14 protein-coding genes are annotated in these 15,517 nt (G+C 37.8%); 8 read left to right on the top strand and 6 right to left on the bottom strand.

From position 1 onward, the window contains the following. The first annotated feature begins 66 nt into the window (after positions 1–66). Complete coding sequence (locus tag L1D22_RS06375) at positions 67–1,224, top strand: CDP-glycerol glycerophosphotransferase family protein (RefSeq protein ID WP_239829100.1); 1,158 nt, start codon at positions 67–69, stop codon at positions 1,222–1,224. Here L1D22_RS06375 and L1D22_RS06380 read toward each other — a convergent pair. Next, positions 1,190–1,996 (bottom strand): hypothetical protein, encoded by an 807-nt coding sequence (locus L1D22_RS06380; RefSeq protein ID WP_017070575.1) that lies wholly within the window; start codon positions 1,994–1,996, stop codon positions 1,190–1,192. The genes L1D22_RS06375 and L1D22_RS06380 overlap by 35 nt on opposite strands. A 196-nt stretch (positions 1,997–2,192) precedes the next feature. After that, on the bottom strand, positions 2,193–3,419 hold the full coding sequence (locus L1D22_RS06385) for a CDP-glycerol glycerophosphotransferase family protein (protein ID WP_239829101.1): 1,227 nt from the start codon (positions 3,417–3,419) through the stop codon (positions 2,193–2,195). 59 nt (positions 3,420–3,478) lie between these two features. Between L1D22_RS06385 and L1D22_RS06390 the strand changes: the two genes are divergently transcribed. After that, a complete protein-coding gene (locus L1D22_RS06390) occupies positions 3,479–4,552 on the top strand; it encodes a glycosyltransferase (protein WP_239829102.1) in 1,074 nt (357 codons plus the stop codon). Between the two features lie 55 nt (positions 4,553–4,607). Here L1D22_RS06390 and L1D22_RS06395 read toward each other — a convergent pair whose 3' ends face one another. Beyond that, on the bottom strand, positions 4,608–5,804 hold the full coding sequence (locus L1D22_RS06395; protein WP_239829103.1) for a CDP-glycerol glycerophosphotransferase family protein: 1,197 nt from the start codon (positions 5,802–5,804) through the stop codon (positions 4,608–4,610). Between the two features lie 362 nt (positions 5,805–6,166). Between L1D22_RS06395 and L1D22_RS06400 the strand changes: the two genes are divergently transcribed. Continuing rightward, the gene (locus L1D22_RS06400) at positions 6,167–8,035 is read left to right on the top strand and encodes a nucleoside-diphosphate sugar epimerase/dehydratase (RefSeq protein ID WP_239829104.1); all 1,869 of its coding nucleotides are present in this window, start codon (positions 6,167–6,169) and stop codon (positions 8,033–8,035) included. 121 nt (positions 8,036–8,156) lie between these two features. Here the strand turns inward: L1D22_RS06400 and L1D22_RS06405 are convergent, their stop codons facing one another. Beyond that, complete coding sequence (locus L1D22_RS06405) at positions 8,157–8,552, bottom strand: adenylyltransferase/cytidyltransferase family protein (protein WP_017070570.1); 396 nt, start codon at positions 8,550–8,552, stop codon at positions 8,157–8,159. 481 nt (positions 8,553–9,033) lie between these two features. Between L1D22_RS06405 and L1D22_RS06410 the strand changes: the two genes are divergently transcribed. The 5 genes from L1D22_RS06410 to L1D22_RS06430 all read left to right on the top strand — a co-directional run bounded on the left by L1D22_RS06410 (position 9,034) and on the right by L1D22_RS06430 (position 13,432). Beyond that, complete coding sequence (locus L1D22_RS06410; protein ID WP_239829105.1) at positions 9,034–9,468, top strand: rhodanese-like domain-containing protein; 435 nt, start codon at positions 9,034–9,036, stop codon at positions 9,466–9,468. Between the two features lie 99 nt (positions 9,469–9,567). After that, on the top strand, positions 9,568–10,035 hold the full coding sequence (gene secB / locus L1D22_RS06415; RefSeq protein ID WP_009847959.1) for a protein-export chaperone SecB: 468 nt from the start codon (positions 9,568–9,570) through the stop codon (positions 10,033–10,035). A 216-nt stretch (positions 10,036–10,251) separates the two neighbouring features. Further along, the gene (gene gpsA / locus L1D22_RS06420; RefSeq protein ID WP_239829106.1) at positions 10,252–11,316 is read left to right on the top strand and encodes an NAD(P)H-dependent glycerol-3-phosphate dehydrogenase; all 1,065 of its coding nucleotides are present in this window, start codon (positions 10,252–10,254) and stop codon (positions 11,314–11,316) included. 47 nt (positions 11,317–11,363) lie between these two features. After that, on the top strand, positions 11,364–12,185 hold the full coding sequence (gene cysE, locus L1D22_RS06425) for a serine O-acetyltransferase (RefSeq protein WP_239829107.1): 822 nt from the start codon (positions 11,364–11,366) through the stop codon (positions 12,183–12,185). Positions 12,186–12,280: 95 nt separating this feature from the next. Further along, positions 12,281–13,432 (top strand): peptidoglycan DD-metalloendopeptidase family protein, encoded by a 1,152-nt coding sequence (locus L1D22_RS06430; RefSeq protein ID WP_239829108.1) that lies wholly within the window; start codon positions 12,281–12,283, stop codon positions 13,430–13,432. Positions 13,433–13,494: 62 nt separating this feature from the next. On the opposite strand, the gene L1D22_RS06435 is transcribed toward L1D22_RS06430, so the two are convergent. Both L1D22_RS06435 and L1D22_RS06440 read right to left on the bottom strand, forming a co-directional pair. Beyond that, positions 13,495–14,133 carry a TetR/AcrR family transcriptional regulator gene (locus L1D22_RS06435; RefSeq protein WP_239829109.1) on the bottom strand — a complete coding sequence of 213 codons (639 nt, stop codon included), beginning with the start codon at positions 14,131–14,133 and terminating at the stop codon, positions 13,495–13,497. A 140-nt stretch (positions 14,134–14,273) separates the two neighbouring features. Next, positions 14,274–15,437 carry a nucleotide sugar dehydrogenase gene (locus tag L1D22_RS06440; protein ID WP_239829110.1) on the bottom strand — a complete coding sequence of 388 codons (1,164 nt, stop codon included), beginning with the start codon at positions 15,435–15,437 and terminating at the stop codon, positions 14,274–14,276. Between the last annotated feature and the right edge of the window lie 80 nt (positions 15,438–15,517).

A 15,517-nucleotide genomic window follows, 5' to 3' on the forward strand; every position in this document is an offset into this window, starting at 1 on the left:
AAGCCACTTCTCTCTGAATTACGTATGCTGTAGTATATTAGTATATCAAGTCTATTGGTGGTTATCATGTGGTCAATTAACAATAAAAATAAATTTTTAATCCAACGCTTTGTCGATGCTACTTCTGGTTTTTTTCTATCATTATTTTTTATAGTAGGAAAAAGAAAGAAAAGAATAATATTCAACTCAACCGTTAATAAAGACTTTACGTTTAATTCAAAGTACCTATTTCTAAATCATAAAAATAAATTCGAAGAACTTGGCTTCGAAGTAAAGTTCATAATAAATGATGATAAAAAAAGAGAACATCTTAATAGAGAGTTAGGGGATTATTTTATATCGAACAAAGGTTTCCTTCAGAAAGTGTATATTTTAAAAGCAAAATGCTGGGTTATGAGCACTATGGATGCTCCTGTCAGTGGGCTTTTCATGAAGTATCATCGCCTCGTAATTCAACTCGGACACGGAACACCACTAAAAAACATCGGCCTTATGGACCAATCTGCTGGTTTAATGAAAAAATTATATTATAAAGTGATGAGCACAAATATTAGTTATTACTTAAGCCCATCAGATTACTTTTCAGATTACATAGGGAAAGCGTTTGGAGTAACAAACGAACAAGTTCTGGTAGCTAGGCAACCCCGATTAGACTCAATGAATAAATCCTGCTCAGAATTTATAGAGAGTTTCAGAAAAAATAAGAATACAAAATTTACTCTTTATAGCCCTACATGGCGCCCATATGATGATGTTAGGCTATTCCCATTTCATGACTTCAATAAAAATGAATTAAACAGTAAATTAGAGGAAGAAAATACTGTAATATTTATTCGCCTCCATCCCAAATTTGAAGTTAACCTTTCCCAATTCGTAGGGAAAAATATCGTCAACCTTGATTCAAATAAGGTAGAAGATATTACTGAGCATCTTAATCAATTCGATACGTTGATCACTGATTATTCGAGTATTTATTGTGATTTTGCAATGCTGAATAAGCCTGTCGGATTTCTACCTTATGATATCAATGAATATTCAAAACATGTAGGGTTTTCATTCGATTACAATGAGCTAACGTGGGGAAAAGCAATAAAGAAACAAGATGATTGGTTCAATCACGTTAAACCAATCAATAAAGACACAGCTAAAAAAATAAACTTAGATCAGTCAAAACAGGATATTAGTCATTTTATGATTCATTATTTTGAAAGTAGTCTCTTCTGAGTGATTTTTGTGAGGTGAATACAGTGCGTAATGAGGTTGTAGAAATACGAGCAACTAATAATATTAATATAGCGACTAATATATGAATAGAATCTAAAATTAATACAGCAATAATACCCAAAAAGAAAACAAGATAAAGCATACCATTACACACTTGAATAAATTGATTATTATCCAAACTTAGTTTCTTAAGCAACCTTGGCTGATGTGGTGAAAACAATAAGTATTCCAAAAATAAAAAATACCCGAGAACTACGATAATATAAAAAACAGCGTAATGAGGGCTAAGTATAAAGAAAACCATAATAGAAGCGAAGAGAACTAAAAAATCAGATAGCATTTGACAGTAAGGACTGTATGTACGAAGTACTATTTTTTGAGATATATCCTTTCCAATAAAAACGTATTTTTTATTATCTATAATATTCTTTTGATGATTAATAAGCTTGCCTTTATATATCTTAACAATCATATCGAAAATGTAGAGAATAATAACAAGGCAGACCCAAAACCCTATATATACATTCCTACCCAACTGTTGTTCAATATCAAGCAAAAAAGATATATTTTTAGCGCCTGACAAAATAAATAACAATTTAATCGGGATAAACATCACGACCATATTTATATATTTACTTAAAAATATACAAAAAGATAACTTATTAACTTCAACTAAAGCATCATTTCTAAAAAATGGATATAATGAACGTAACACCGAGAAAAATGCAACGTTTCTTGCTAAAGCAGTTTTTATTTTATTAAAAAATTTCATAGCTTAATCAGACATTTTTTATAGTTTAAATGATCTATATTTTGTGAGTAATAGATGAAGTATGAGGAAAATCAAAAAATTTGGACTTTTCAACGTTAATCATTGAACACTTCATCAACAAAATTAAGTAACAAAACCCTTTTCAACTAACTTCTTGCTTATAATACGAAGTTAACCACTAAAGCTAGCATAACACCTAATTTTCAATGATTTTTTCTATAACTCGCGTTGTAGAGAAGCCATCTTCAAAAGGGTTAAATCTCTCGTTGAAAGAATTATGATTTACTATTACGTTGGATTTTAACGCATTTGATAAAGAATGACTATCATAAAAAATTTGACCAGGGAGATCTTGATCAATATCAATATAGAAACCTCTTACTTCTTTCTCATAGACCTCTCGATCATACATGAAAAAAAAGATGGGGCGATTTAACACTGAATAATCGAAAAACACACTAGAATAATCTGTTATTAGAGCATCAGCGATAAGATATAGGTCATTAACATCATTATAATTAGAAACATCTATAAAACGACTTGATGTTTCAATTGAGTCTGAAAAATAATGGCCTCTAAATAAAAAAACATAACTATCATCAAATTCACCTAAGAAAGTTTCATTTTCAAGAGGATTGTTAAAATAAAAGCTAGCCGTCTCTTTCGAATATTGATTATCACGCCAGGTTGGTGCATAAAGTATCACTTTCTTACTAGGCTCTATACCTAGCGTCAACTTTATATATTTCAGTTTGTCAAGGTTATTAACATCATTAATCAAAGCATCATTTCGTGGGTAACCCTGTTCAATAATTTTATCCGAGCCAATTCCAAAACTTGAACAGAAACGTTCAGAAGCATAAGAACTCGGAGAAATAAAATGGTCGTAACGTCTAGAATCTGCTAAGTAGCTAAAGTACATACCTTTTAAACTCGATGTAGCATAAGCACTGGCCTTTACATCCAAACCCAGGCGTTTCAAAGGGGTACCATGCCAGCACTGAATATATTTTTGGCCTTTCCTTTTTACGAATCTAAAAGGAAGGCGGCAGTTTGTTATCCAAAATGCTGATGTAGCATATTCGCTATCGTATTCTTTTGTACCACGTATAACTACCTTAGTATTAACGTTATTGCTGAGTACTTCAAAAAATTCATGCTTTTCAGAATCAAGGACCCAAACAAACGACGAATTACCTTTGCTCTTCAATAAAAATTTGTAAATGCTAAATGGAGAGTCACATACACTTTTACCTTGAAAACATTCAAAAATGTACTTATTGAATATAACCTTTTTATTAAAATGAGCAGTAAAAAACTTTAGCATTGATAGTTTTACTAATAAGTATTTAACTATCAGATCTAAATAACCAAACTTAGACAACCACAATTTAATTTTTAAAATCACTAAGTCAATATCCAAAAAAATTTATTACTGATAATAAATACACTATAATGGTACCATAATTCATTGAGGAGAACATGATGAAACTTTCAATAATCGTACCATTATATAATACAGAAGAATTTATACAAGAGTGCTTGACTAGTATCTTACAACAAAGTTTTACTAACTATGAGTTAATTATCGTAGATGATGGTTCAACAGATAACTCTATCTCCATTGTCGAGAGTTACATGGAAAACGATAATCGAATAAAGCTTTTCAAACAAAAAAATTCTGGGGCAAGTGTTGCTCGTAATTATGGTATCAAGCAATCTTGTGGTGAGTATGTAACTTTTATTGATTCAGATGACTTTATCCATGAAGATGCATTACTTAACCTTGTAACTACAGCTGAACAGACAAACAGTGATATAGTTTTAGGTAAAAGACAATTTAATGTTGACAATAAACCAACCGACGATTCTAGACTAAGGAAGTTATTTAAAGAAAAAATCATAACTACAAATGTCGCCGAGTCTCCAGAAGTTAGAAAGGTAATTGCAATCCATGGAAAAATATTCAAACGTTCTTTTTTAATTGAAAACAAACTCACCTTCCCTGAAGGTATGTCTAGTGAGGATTTCATTTTCACATATTTGAGTTACGCCCATTCTGATAATATCTCTGTCATTCCAAACCTAGTATACAGCTATAGAGTGAGAGCAAATGACAACAAATCTATCACACAAGATCGTTTATCTGAATATAATATCAAATGTCGGTTTAAGCAGATGACTATGACTGAAGATATTTGTAGAAAATTTGCTAGCTTAAATATTTCATACGAACAAGAGTTAAAGTTAAATTATAATAGTAGGCTACCTAGACACATAGAAGCAATAAATCATGTTACACAAGAGTCTGTATTGGCATTTGATCTAATAAAAAATAACATAAAAGATAACTATGAAAAAATTTACTCTTGTGTAAATGAAAACAATAAGATTAGATACCATTTAATCAAAAACAATAAAATTAAAGAGCTCACGATATTCAATAGAGCTGTATCAAGAAAAAACGGATCTGTTATCAATATATTGAAGTTATGCATCGCTCTGAAGAGTTACACTATAGCTAAAAAACTTCTTAAAAAGAAAGTGATTTTATAAAACATAAAGCTGTAAACCAAAAAGGGTTTACAGCTTTATGTTAACTAACTTTATATCAGTTAATCATGGTGTTTAGAATTTTGTTAGAAGCGTTCCCTCTCTCAATAGTGCAAAACTCATTATAGAAATCTTCATTGTAAGTCAGCTTCCCACTCAGTCCTTTTTCAATTTCATCTTCTAATTCAGAATGCTCAATGACAATTGGACCAGGGCTTAGACTCATAATATCAAAATAAAACCCGCGCAATACATCTTTATATTTATCTAAGTCGTAAGTGTACAAAATCACTGGTTTTTTAAGATTAGTATAATCAAACATCGTAGAGGAATAGTCTGTAATCATGATATCGGATACTATATATAGCTCCTGAATATCAGGATAGTTAGATACGTCATATGCAAAATCTTCTACACCAGTAAGATCTAAGTTATCCGCTATTAAATAATGCATCCTTAGCAAGATAATAGCACTATCACCAAACTTCTCCTTCAACCTACAAAGATCAAGTTTAAGGTTAAACCCGTACTGCTTATTTGTTCTTTTCTGGTCATCACGCCAAGTTGGGCAATACAGAATGACTTTTTTATCACCTTCAATGTTAAGGGAGTTTTTTACTTTCAATACATCGCTTTCAGAATGATTTATCAGAATATCATTTCTTGGATAGCCACATTCAACAATTATATCTTTATCTACACCGAATGATGATTGAAAAACTTTTGTTGAAAATTTGTTAGCCGATACTAAGTAGTCCCAACGCTGCGCATTTTTATAAAAATTATGTTTGTAGTTAGCCGTCGCAAAGTAAGCAACGTCCATATCTAAACCAAGTTTTTTCAATGGTGTGCCATGCCATGTTTGCAAATACACTTGCTCTTCTCGCTTAGTAAACATAGCTGGAATTCTCGCGTTGAATATCCAATATTTTGATGTAGCCATATAGTATAAATGTTTAAAACTTTTGTTCCTAACCTTTATGGCTTTTCCAGGAATATCAATTCCATTATCATCTACTACCCAAACACACTCAATATCTGGGTGGTTTTTTATACATTCTAAATATAAGTATTTTGGGTTGTCACTATAATATTTACCGGAAAAGCTAGAAAAGACAGCTCTATTAATTTTCACTGGAAACTTTTGAAAATAATAATATGTTTTCTTGGCAATTAAACTCATAATTTTATGGCGAAAAATATAAAGAATAAAGAAAGTAGCCACTGAATTGATTAACAATAAAAATAAAGACATTTAGTTACAATAGCCTAAGATTTGATAAAAATATGAACAATTATATCTATCCTGTACAACCTTGTATACTCAAATGTCATAGCCTAACTACAGTCAATACTCCTGATAAGAGCTCATGCATCACAAAGAGAGAAGTTCCCTCCACTACTGCACTATTTAATAAACAAAATCATATAAATAAAAGTAGTACAAAAAGAAGAGCAAGCGAACAAAAAACATACAATCTAGGGGCAGTACTGTACTGTTCAACAAAGAACCGACAATTACAACTAGCTAACCTCGTTCAAGAACATTAAAATGCTCACCAATTCCCTCTTCACTTCTACTTGTAAACTAAGATTAGAAAGACATCAAGGTATCTAATGATTAAGCCAATACGACTTATCCTCAACACAAAGCGGAAAAACAAACGCTTAATCAGTATTAGTTACGATGTTTTTGCAATAACCTTCTCGCTTTACTTAGCGATAGCTCTAAGATTGGGTACCTACACATTCGAGTTGGGCCTAGATGAATGGGTAACCTTACTACTCACTCTCTCGATTACCATTTTTAGTTTTGCCAAACTTGGAATGTACCGAGCAGTTCTACGGTATATGATGTTTCCCGCTGTTGGTAATATATTCTTTGCCGTGTTTATTTCATCGCTAACCTTAGTAATGAGCGGGTTCTTCCTTCATACCTTTGTGCCTAGAAGTGTCCCTTTTATCTATGCTGGTCTAGCTATACTGACATTGGGTGGCCCAAGGATTATGATTCGTTCCGCCTATGATCAAATGATCAAGCGGAAAAAACCAAATGTTTTTATTTATGGAGCAGGAGCTACAGGTCGTGAACTTGTGTACGCTTTAATTCATGGCGATGAATACAACCCTGTAATCCTGTTAGATGATGACCCAAAGAAAAGAGGCAATATTTTATTTGGGTTAAAGGTCCATCACCCGAGTGAATTTGAACATCTTCAATCTCTTTATCAACCAGTCAAGCTGTTATTGGCTATCAACAATATCAATAAAGGTAAAAGGTTAAGGTTGGTTGAAAAACTATCTAACTGGCCTATCGCGATCCAGTCAGTTCCATCGGTAGAGGACATCGCTGCAGGTAAAGCAACCGCGACCGAAGTGAAAGACCTGGATGTTGCGGACTTGTTAGGACGCACACCTATAACCCCTGACAATAATTTATTAACTAAGAATATTATAGGCAAGAGTGTCATGGTCACTGGTGCTGGAGGCTCAATAGGCTCTGAACTGTGTCGCCAAATAATAGCTCAAAAACCGAAAACGCTGATCTTATTCGAGTTAAATGAATATAACCTTTATAAGATCGAACAAGAGCTAAATGCGACTAAGCATAATCTTAAAATCCAAACTCAAATTATTGCTGCGCTAGGCTCAGTTCAAAGACAAAATCGCCTTGAAAAGCTGATGACAAGCTATGACGTTGACACTTTATATCATGCCGCGGCCTACAAACACGTGCCTCTTGTCGAAGATAATGTCGTAGAGGGCATTCGAAATAATGTTTTTGGGACATTATCCTGTGCGCAAGCTGCTATAGAATGTGGAGTTAAAAATTTCACTCTCATTTCTACAGACAAAGCCGTAAGGCCAACAAATGTAATGGGAGCAAGTAAAAGAATGGCGGAACTCGTTCTTCAAGCTCTAGCAGACAAAGACACACAGACTACTTTTACTATGGTGAGGTTCGGCAATGTTTTAGGATCATCTGGGTCTGTTGTTCCATTATTCAAAAAACAAATTAAGGCAGGTGGTCCAGTAACGGTGACTCACCCTGATATTATTCGCTACTTCATGTTGATTCCTGAAGCGGCGCAGCTCGTCATTCAAGCTGGCGCAATGGGTAATAATGGCCAAGTGTTCGTGTTGGACATGGGAGAGCCAATTAAGATCCTAGACCTAGCAAAACGCATGGTGCACCTTATGGGAATGAAAGAAAATATTGGTTCAAGCTCGGATGAAGGCGATATTGAAATCAGGTTTACAGGCCTAAGACCTGGCGAGAAGCTGTATGAAGAGCTTTTGATCGGAGATAATGTCGAAGGGACCAGCCACGAAAAAATCATGACAGCTCAAGAGAGTAAACTGAGCTGGCCTGAAATGCAAGTTCTGTTAAGCGAACTAGATGAATGTTGCCATAATTTTAATGTGGAATGTATAAAAAGAATACTATTAGATGCTCCAACAGGGTACAAATTAACAAAACAATAAGAGCTTTTTCTTAAATTCATGAATATAGAAACGATCAATAATCAACCAGTTCACATGTGACGTTTCTACCTTGTTTTAATTTAAAAACAAAGCCCTAGATGTAATTCTAGCCAAATTAATATTAAATTGCTTTTGTTATTTCTATAATTTCAGTTGTCGATATCGAAGGGGTTCGAGGGAAGTAAACAACTTCACAAATATCAGAAAACTCATCAAAACGACCTTTCCAGTCATCTCCCATAGCTAGTATATCTGCTCGGTAAAATTCAATATATTCGCGCTTTTTCTCTAATGAATGCTCAAAAAACACCTCATCGACAAACGAAAGTGATTGGACGATTTTCATTCTATCTTCTTGAGTGTAAATTGGGTTTCTCTGTTTTTTACTAAAATTAAGTTGATCAGTTGATATACCAACTATCAATGTGTCACCTAAAGATGCACAACGTTCTAATATATTGACATGCCCTACATGAAAAATATCGTATGTACCAAATGTGATTACACGTTTACTCATTTTTTATTCCTATCTTTTAAAAAACCGTCGGGAAGGTTTTCCTTCTTATTATAGATGCTTAAAGTATATCAGGATTACAACCCAAACAGGAGAAGGCCTGTTAATCATTGTAGAGACCCACTTTGCAAGCGCTACTTTGGGCCCCTATCCTTCTAAAATACAACTCCGAGCATTTTATAGTAACTGTTTTCCATGCTCAAACATTAGCGAATGCAAGCTTCAGCTAAGTAATACCGCAAGAACCCGATATTAATTACAATAAACACTTTCCTTAAGGGACAGCATGACTATGCTTGCTGCTTAGGATGACAACATGACTACGCACTTCAAATCTGAAAATGAAACTGTCTCATTGTCTATGTGCTCAACAAGCCTATTGCAATATGAATGTTGGCTACTGACAACTATGTACACCAAACCCCAAAACTCGCTATACTCCTGCCTAGAGTTTTTCGCCCAATAACGAATAAGAGTTCAAGACATGCAAGAGTTAGTTCCATTTGTTCAAGAGAATATGATTTTAGCCATCGTATGGATCGGCTTGGTTGTTGCCATCATTGCGAACGTAATCAAAACATCAAATGCAGCGTACAAAGAGATCACGGCAGCGCAAACCACACACATGATTAACCGCGAAAACGGCGTTGTGGTTGATATTCGTACTAAAGATGAGTTCAAAAAGGGTCATATTACTGACGCACTTCACATTTTACCGTCAGACATCAAATCAAATAACTTAGGTAGCCTTGAAAGCCGCAAAGCTGACCCAATCATCGTAGTATGTAAGACAGGTCAAACCGCTCAAGAAAGCGCGAACTTGCTGGTTAAAGCAGGTTTCGAAAACGTAAGCGTGCTGAAAAGTGGCCTAGTGGCTTGGAGCGAAGCTAACCTTCCTTTGGTTAAAGGTAAGAAATAGGTTAAAGGCAAGAAGCGGCTGACCGATAAACTAACTTTCAGGCTTTGTTCGATAAATAGAATGAACAGAGTCTAATTTAAAATTTTTAAGGACAAGAAAATGGCTGAAGCAGCACAACAAGACGCACAACAAAACTTCGCAATCCAACGTATCTTCCTAAAAGACGTCTCTTTCGAAGCGCCAAACTCTCCAGATATGTTTCAAAAAGAGTGGAACCCAGATGTAAAACTGGACCTAGACACTCAAAGCCGTGAGCTTGGTGAAGGCGTTTACGAAGTTATCCTACGCCTAACGGTTACTGTTAAGAATGCAGAAGACACAGCGTTCCTTTGTGAAGTTCAGCAAGGCGGTATTTTCTCGGCAAGCGAAATGGAAGCTGGCCAACTGGCACATTGCCTAGGTGCATTCTGCCCGAACATCCTGTTCCCATACGCGCGTGAAACGATTTCTAGTCTAGTGGTTAAAGGTACATTCCCACAACTGAACCTAGCTCCAGTAAACTTTGATGCTTTGTTCATGAACTACCTACAAAACCAAGCTCAACAAGCTGAAGGCGAACAGGCTTAAGTCTCAAAGTAGAACTTAACTCTAACGATTCAAGCGCTAGTTAGCTTTTAAATGCACATCGCAACTTCTGCGATGTGCATTTTTTCTTTACACTGTAGTAAGTTCAAAAACCTTCTAATTTAGTAGAAAGCTATTTCTTTTTAGTAGAACTCTTTCTTCTTAATAGAGAGTTTCTCCATAACTCTCCGATTTCCCTCATTATTTTTAGGTGGAAGCATGACAGAAACAACTCGCCCGACTCATACGACAGACGCTTGCGGTAAAGACAGCGCTTACGGCAAAGAAATCGCCATGACGGTCATTGGCGCAGGTTCTTACGGAACCTCTTTAGCAATATCTCTAGCGCGTAACGGTGCAAACGTTGTTCTTTGGGGACATGACCCTGTTCATATGGCTCGTCTTGAATCTGAGCGTGCTAATAATGAGTTTCTACCAAATATAAAATTCCCAGAAAGCCTAATCATCGAGTCCGATCTTAAGAAAGCAGTAACAGCAAGTCGTGACCTTCTCGTTGTTGTGCCTAGCCACGTGTTTGGTATTGTTCTAAATAGCCTGAAACCACACTTAACGACAAACTCTCGTATTTGCTGGGCTACGAAAGGATTGGAACCAGAAACTGGCCGCCTACTTAAAGATGTTGCACACGATGTGCTTGGTGATGGTTACTCACTAGCCGTTCTATCTGGCCCTACTTTTGCGAAAGAGCTTGCGATGGGCATGCCGACAGCAATTTCAGTTGCCTCGCCAGACGAAAACTTCTTAAAAGAGCTACAAGAAAAGATTCACTGTGGCAAAACATTCCGCGTGTACGCAAACTCAGATTTCATTGGTATGCAGCTTGGCGGCGCAGTTAAAAACGTTATCGCGATTGGTGCAGGCATGTCTGATGGTATTGGCTTTGGTGCCAATGCTCGTACCGCACTGATCACGCGTGGTTTAGCTGAGATGAGTCGCTTAGGCGCTGCGCTTGGTGCACAGCCAGAAACTTTCATGGGCATGGCTGGATTAGGCGATTTAGTACTGACATGTACCGATAACCAATCACGTAACCGTCGCTTTGGTTTGGCGCTAGGCTCAGGTAAAGACGTAGACACAGCGCAAGAAGAAATCGGCCAAGTGGTCGAAGGTTATCGAAACACCAAAGAAGTTTGGTTATTATCAGAACGCATGGGCGTTGAGATGCCAATTGTTGAACAAATTTATCAAGTGCTGTATCAAGGGAAAGATGCCCACTTAGCGGCGCAAGACCTACTTGCTCGAGACAAGAAGTCAGAGCGATAACATCGCTTATTAAGTCGTGGAATGAAATAGATAAAATGGATGGAAAAATGAAACACTGTGAACAGCAAAAGGTTTGGCAATGCATTGTGAAGGAAGCTCGACAGCAGTCAGAGCAAGAGCCTATGCTTGCGAGTTTTTACCATGCCACTATTATCAACCACGAAAGCTTGGGCGCTGCACTCAGTTATATTCTGGCAAACAAGTTAAAGACCGCTTCAATGCCTGCAATGGCAGTACGTGAAGTGGTTGAACAAGCATTTAAGCAGGATCAATCGATTATTGATGCTGCCGCTTGTGATATTTGTGCAACAGTGACTCGAGACCCGGCGGTAGAGATGTATTCAATGCCTCTACTTTATCTTAAAGGCTACCATGCTCTGCAAGGTTACCGAGTCGCTAACTGGTTATGGAAGCAAGGGCGTATTGCGCTTGCCACTTACCTACAAAACCAAATCTCAGTCGCTTGCCAAGTAGATATCCACCCGGCCGCACGCATCGGCAAAGCGATCATGCTCGACCACGCGACAGGCATTGTGATTGGTGAAACCGCTGTAGTCGAAAATGATGTGTCGATTCTTCAGGACGTGACCCTTGGTGGTACGGGTAAAGAAGGCGGCGATCGTCACCCTAAAATCCGCGAAGGCGTAATGATTGGTGCCGGCGCTAAAATACTCGGCAACATTGAAGTGGGTGAAGGCGCTAAGATTGGTTCTTGCTCTGTGGTTCTACAGGCTGTTCCACCTCATACAACAGTCGCTGGAGTTCCTGCAAAAATTGTAGGTAAACCTAAGACTGACAAGCCATCTTTAGACATGGACCAGGGATTCAATGGTCGCTCACAAAGCTTTATCCACGGTGATGGGATTTAAGAGCAGGTTCGGGATCCGACGAATAACCGATAGCCGAGATGCGAAAGACTCACAGCAAAAGACTCGCAGCAGATGCTGATTATTAATAAGAGCAAATGACGATAATGATGAAACCCGTTAAATCAATGAGCACTGTTCTTTTGATATCTGCCAGCCTTGGTGTTGCTCTTTTGTCTTCATCATCATTTGCTGCATCTCAAGGTGAACTAAAAGGCGTGTCTAGCGAAATCTCTCGTCAACAGAAAAACCTATCCTCACAGCAGAAAAAGCTCGATAGCCTACAAGCAAGCCTCAAGAAACAAGAGCTCTCCATCGCTTCGCTTGAAAAAGCGATTCTAGATAGTAAAAGACAGCTGAATACCGCTAATGCTAATATTGCGAACTTAGACACTAAGATTAAAGCGCTTACTGCTCAGAAAAAAGTCCAGACAGACAAGTTAGAACAACTGATTCAGACTTACTACATGACAAGTCGAGCCAAAGCATCTTCTCACATCCTCAACACGGGTGTCGAAGAAGATCGTATCAGCCACTATTACCAACACCTTGCCAAAGCGCGATCTGCAACAATTAATACGATTGAACAGACGCAACTTGAATTAGAAGAAAGCCACAAGCAACGTCAACTCGAGCAAGAACAAATCGCAACATTGTTAAAACAGCAAACCACCAAGCGTGACAAGTTGTCTCAGACTCAAACACAACGCAAAAAAACCGTTGGCAGTATTAAGAAGAATATTTCTGGCGACAAAAATTACTTGGCTGAACTTCAGCGAAATGAAACTCGCCTGAAAGCTGAAATAGCAAAAGCAGAAAAAGCGGCTCGAGAACGACGTAATGCAGTCCCGATGGATGGCCTAGCAAAACGTAAAGGTAAGCTACCTTGGCCGATCAAAGATAAAGTTCTACATAACTACGGTTCACGTCAAACGGGGCAAATTAAATGGAAAGGCATGGTGATCAACGCCAAGTACGGTCAGCAGGTTAAATCCGTTTACTCAGGTACGGTGGTATTTGCCGAGTATCTGCGAGGCTATGGTTTAGTGGTTCTTCTCGACCACGGTAAAGGTGATATGACGCTCTATGGCTTTAACCAAGCACTTTTAAAGAAAGAAGGTGACAAAGTTAAAGCGGGTGAAGCCATCGCGCTTGCGGGTAACACCGGCGGTCAAACTCGCCCATCATTGTACTTTGAGATTCGCAGAAACAGCCAAGCTCAGAACCCTAAGAGTTGGTTGGTTCGATAAAGAGCAGATGCGGGATGCGAGTATCTTTCTTCGAATCCCGTATATCGTTTACTCGTCTCTTTCTATTTAGAGTTCAACGCCCTCACACCATCTTCCAATAATGTCAGCTGCTCAAAACCTTGATCTGTCGCAATCGGTTTAACGGTGGCGATCATCTGCAACATTCCTTTATGAACAACTTGCTCTGTTATTTGCGCTTTTGGAGACATCGCAGACTGGTACGCTAACCAACCCGATGCGATCAAGTGAAGAGAAGTCACCATCGACTTCATCTCTGAATCTGTCGCTTTCAGCAAGTTTAACTCAACAAAAGCTCTCATGATGTCGACAAGGTTGGTTTGCAGCCTTTCTTGCACAGCCATGTAATCAAGATGAAGCTGCTCATCACGAGACAAGATTTCAGGAAGGTTTGCATAGAAGAAGCGGTACTTCCACATCAGAGTGAATATCGAATCTAAATAATGTTTTAATAGCGTGAGGCTTTCTTTCTGACCTTGGATCGGCGTGAACCTTTCAAGTAATTCGGTAGAATAAAGGGTAAAGATATCACGGACAATTTCCTGCTTGTTACGAAAGTGGTAGTAGAGGTTACCAGGACTAATCTCGATATGCTCAGCAATATGATTGGTCGTAATACTACGCTCACCATGCTCGTTAAAAAGCTCTAGAGCAGCGTAAACAATCTTGTCACGTGTTTTCATTAGTTATTAGTATCCCTATCCGTTTAGTGGTTCAGTATATCGCCACTAAACGGATAGATCGAGCTGTTAACATCTGGTCGAATTAGCAAACGCTAAAATTCACCTTCAACCGTCACACCTTTGATCAATCACAGCTGTCATTAATCGCTGCCAAACAGGTCTCGTGTGTACACCTTATCTGCTACGTCTGCGATTTCTTCTACCATTCTGTTAGATACAATCACATCCGATACGGCTTTGAACTCTTCTAGGTCAGAATAGACTTTAGAGTTAAAGAAATGCTCTTCTTCCAATACCGGTTCATACACGACGACTTCGATGCCTTTGGCTTTTAAACGCTTCATGATCCCTTGGATGGAAGAAGCACGGAAATTGTCAGAGCCCGCCTTCATGATCAAACGATAAATACCGACAATTTTAGGCGAGCGCTTAATAATTGAATCCGCAATGAAGTCTTTTCGGGTACGGTTAGCGTCAACAATCGCACCCACAATGTTGTTTGGTACATCTTGATAGTTTGCTAATAGTTGCTTGGTGTCTTTTGGTAAGCAGTAACCACCGTAACCAAATGAAGGGTTGTTGTAATGATTGCCAATTCGAGGGTCTAAGCCCACACCTTCAATGATCTGACGAGAATCCAAACCATGCGCTTCCGCGTAAGAATCAAGCTCATTGAAATAAGAAACTCGCATCGCTAGGTAGGTATTTGAGAACAGTTTTACTGCTTCTGCTTCTGTTGAGTTAGTAAACAAAACATCGATGCTCTCTTTTTCTGCGCCTTCAACCAGCAGATTCGCAAACACTTTAGCGCGTTCAGAACACTCACCAACGATAATTCGCGATGGGTGTAGGTTATCGTAAAGGGCTTTGCCTTCGCGCAAAAACTCAGGGGAAAACATGACGTTTTCACAGTTCAGTTCTTGCTTAACGCGCTCAGTATAACCAACAGGGACCGTTGATTTGATCACCATGACAGCATTTGGATTGATATCCATGACGTCTTTAATGACCGATTCTACAGAGCTGGTATCAAAATAATTATTTTTTGGATCATAATCGGTTGGAGTAGCAATAATGACAAATTCAGCGTTTTTGTAAGCTGCTTTATCTGTTGTCGCCCTGAAATTCAGCACCTTATTTGATAGAAAGTGCTCAATCTCATTATCTACAATCGGTGACTGCTTATTATTCAGCATTGTCACTTTTTCATCGATGATATCTACCGCGACTACTTCATGATGTTGTGCTAACAGCATTGCGTTTGATAGACCCACATACCCAGTACCGGCTACTGCAATCTTCATGATAATACCTATAGTTTTGAGTAATTAACTCAACATAATTTATAACTTAGCTTGCCGTATCATACTCTGGTTGGGGAATT

This window comes from Vibrio sp. Isolate34 (genome assembly GCF_022397915.1).
GTDB lineage: Bacteria > Pseudomonadota > Gammaproteobacteria > Enterobacterales > Vibrionaceae > Vibrio.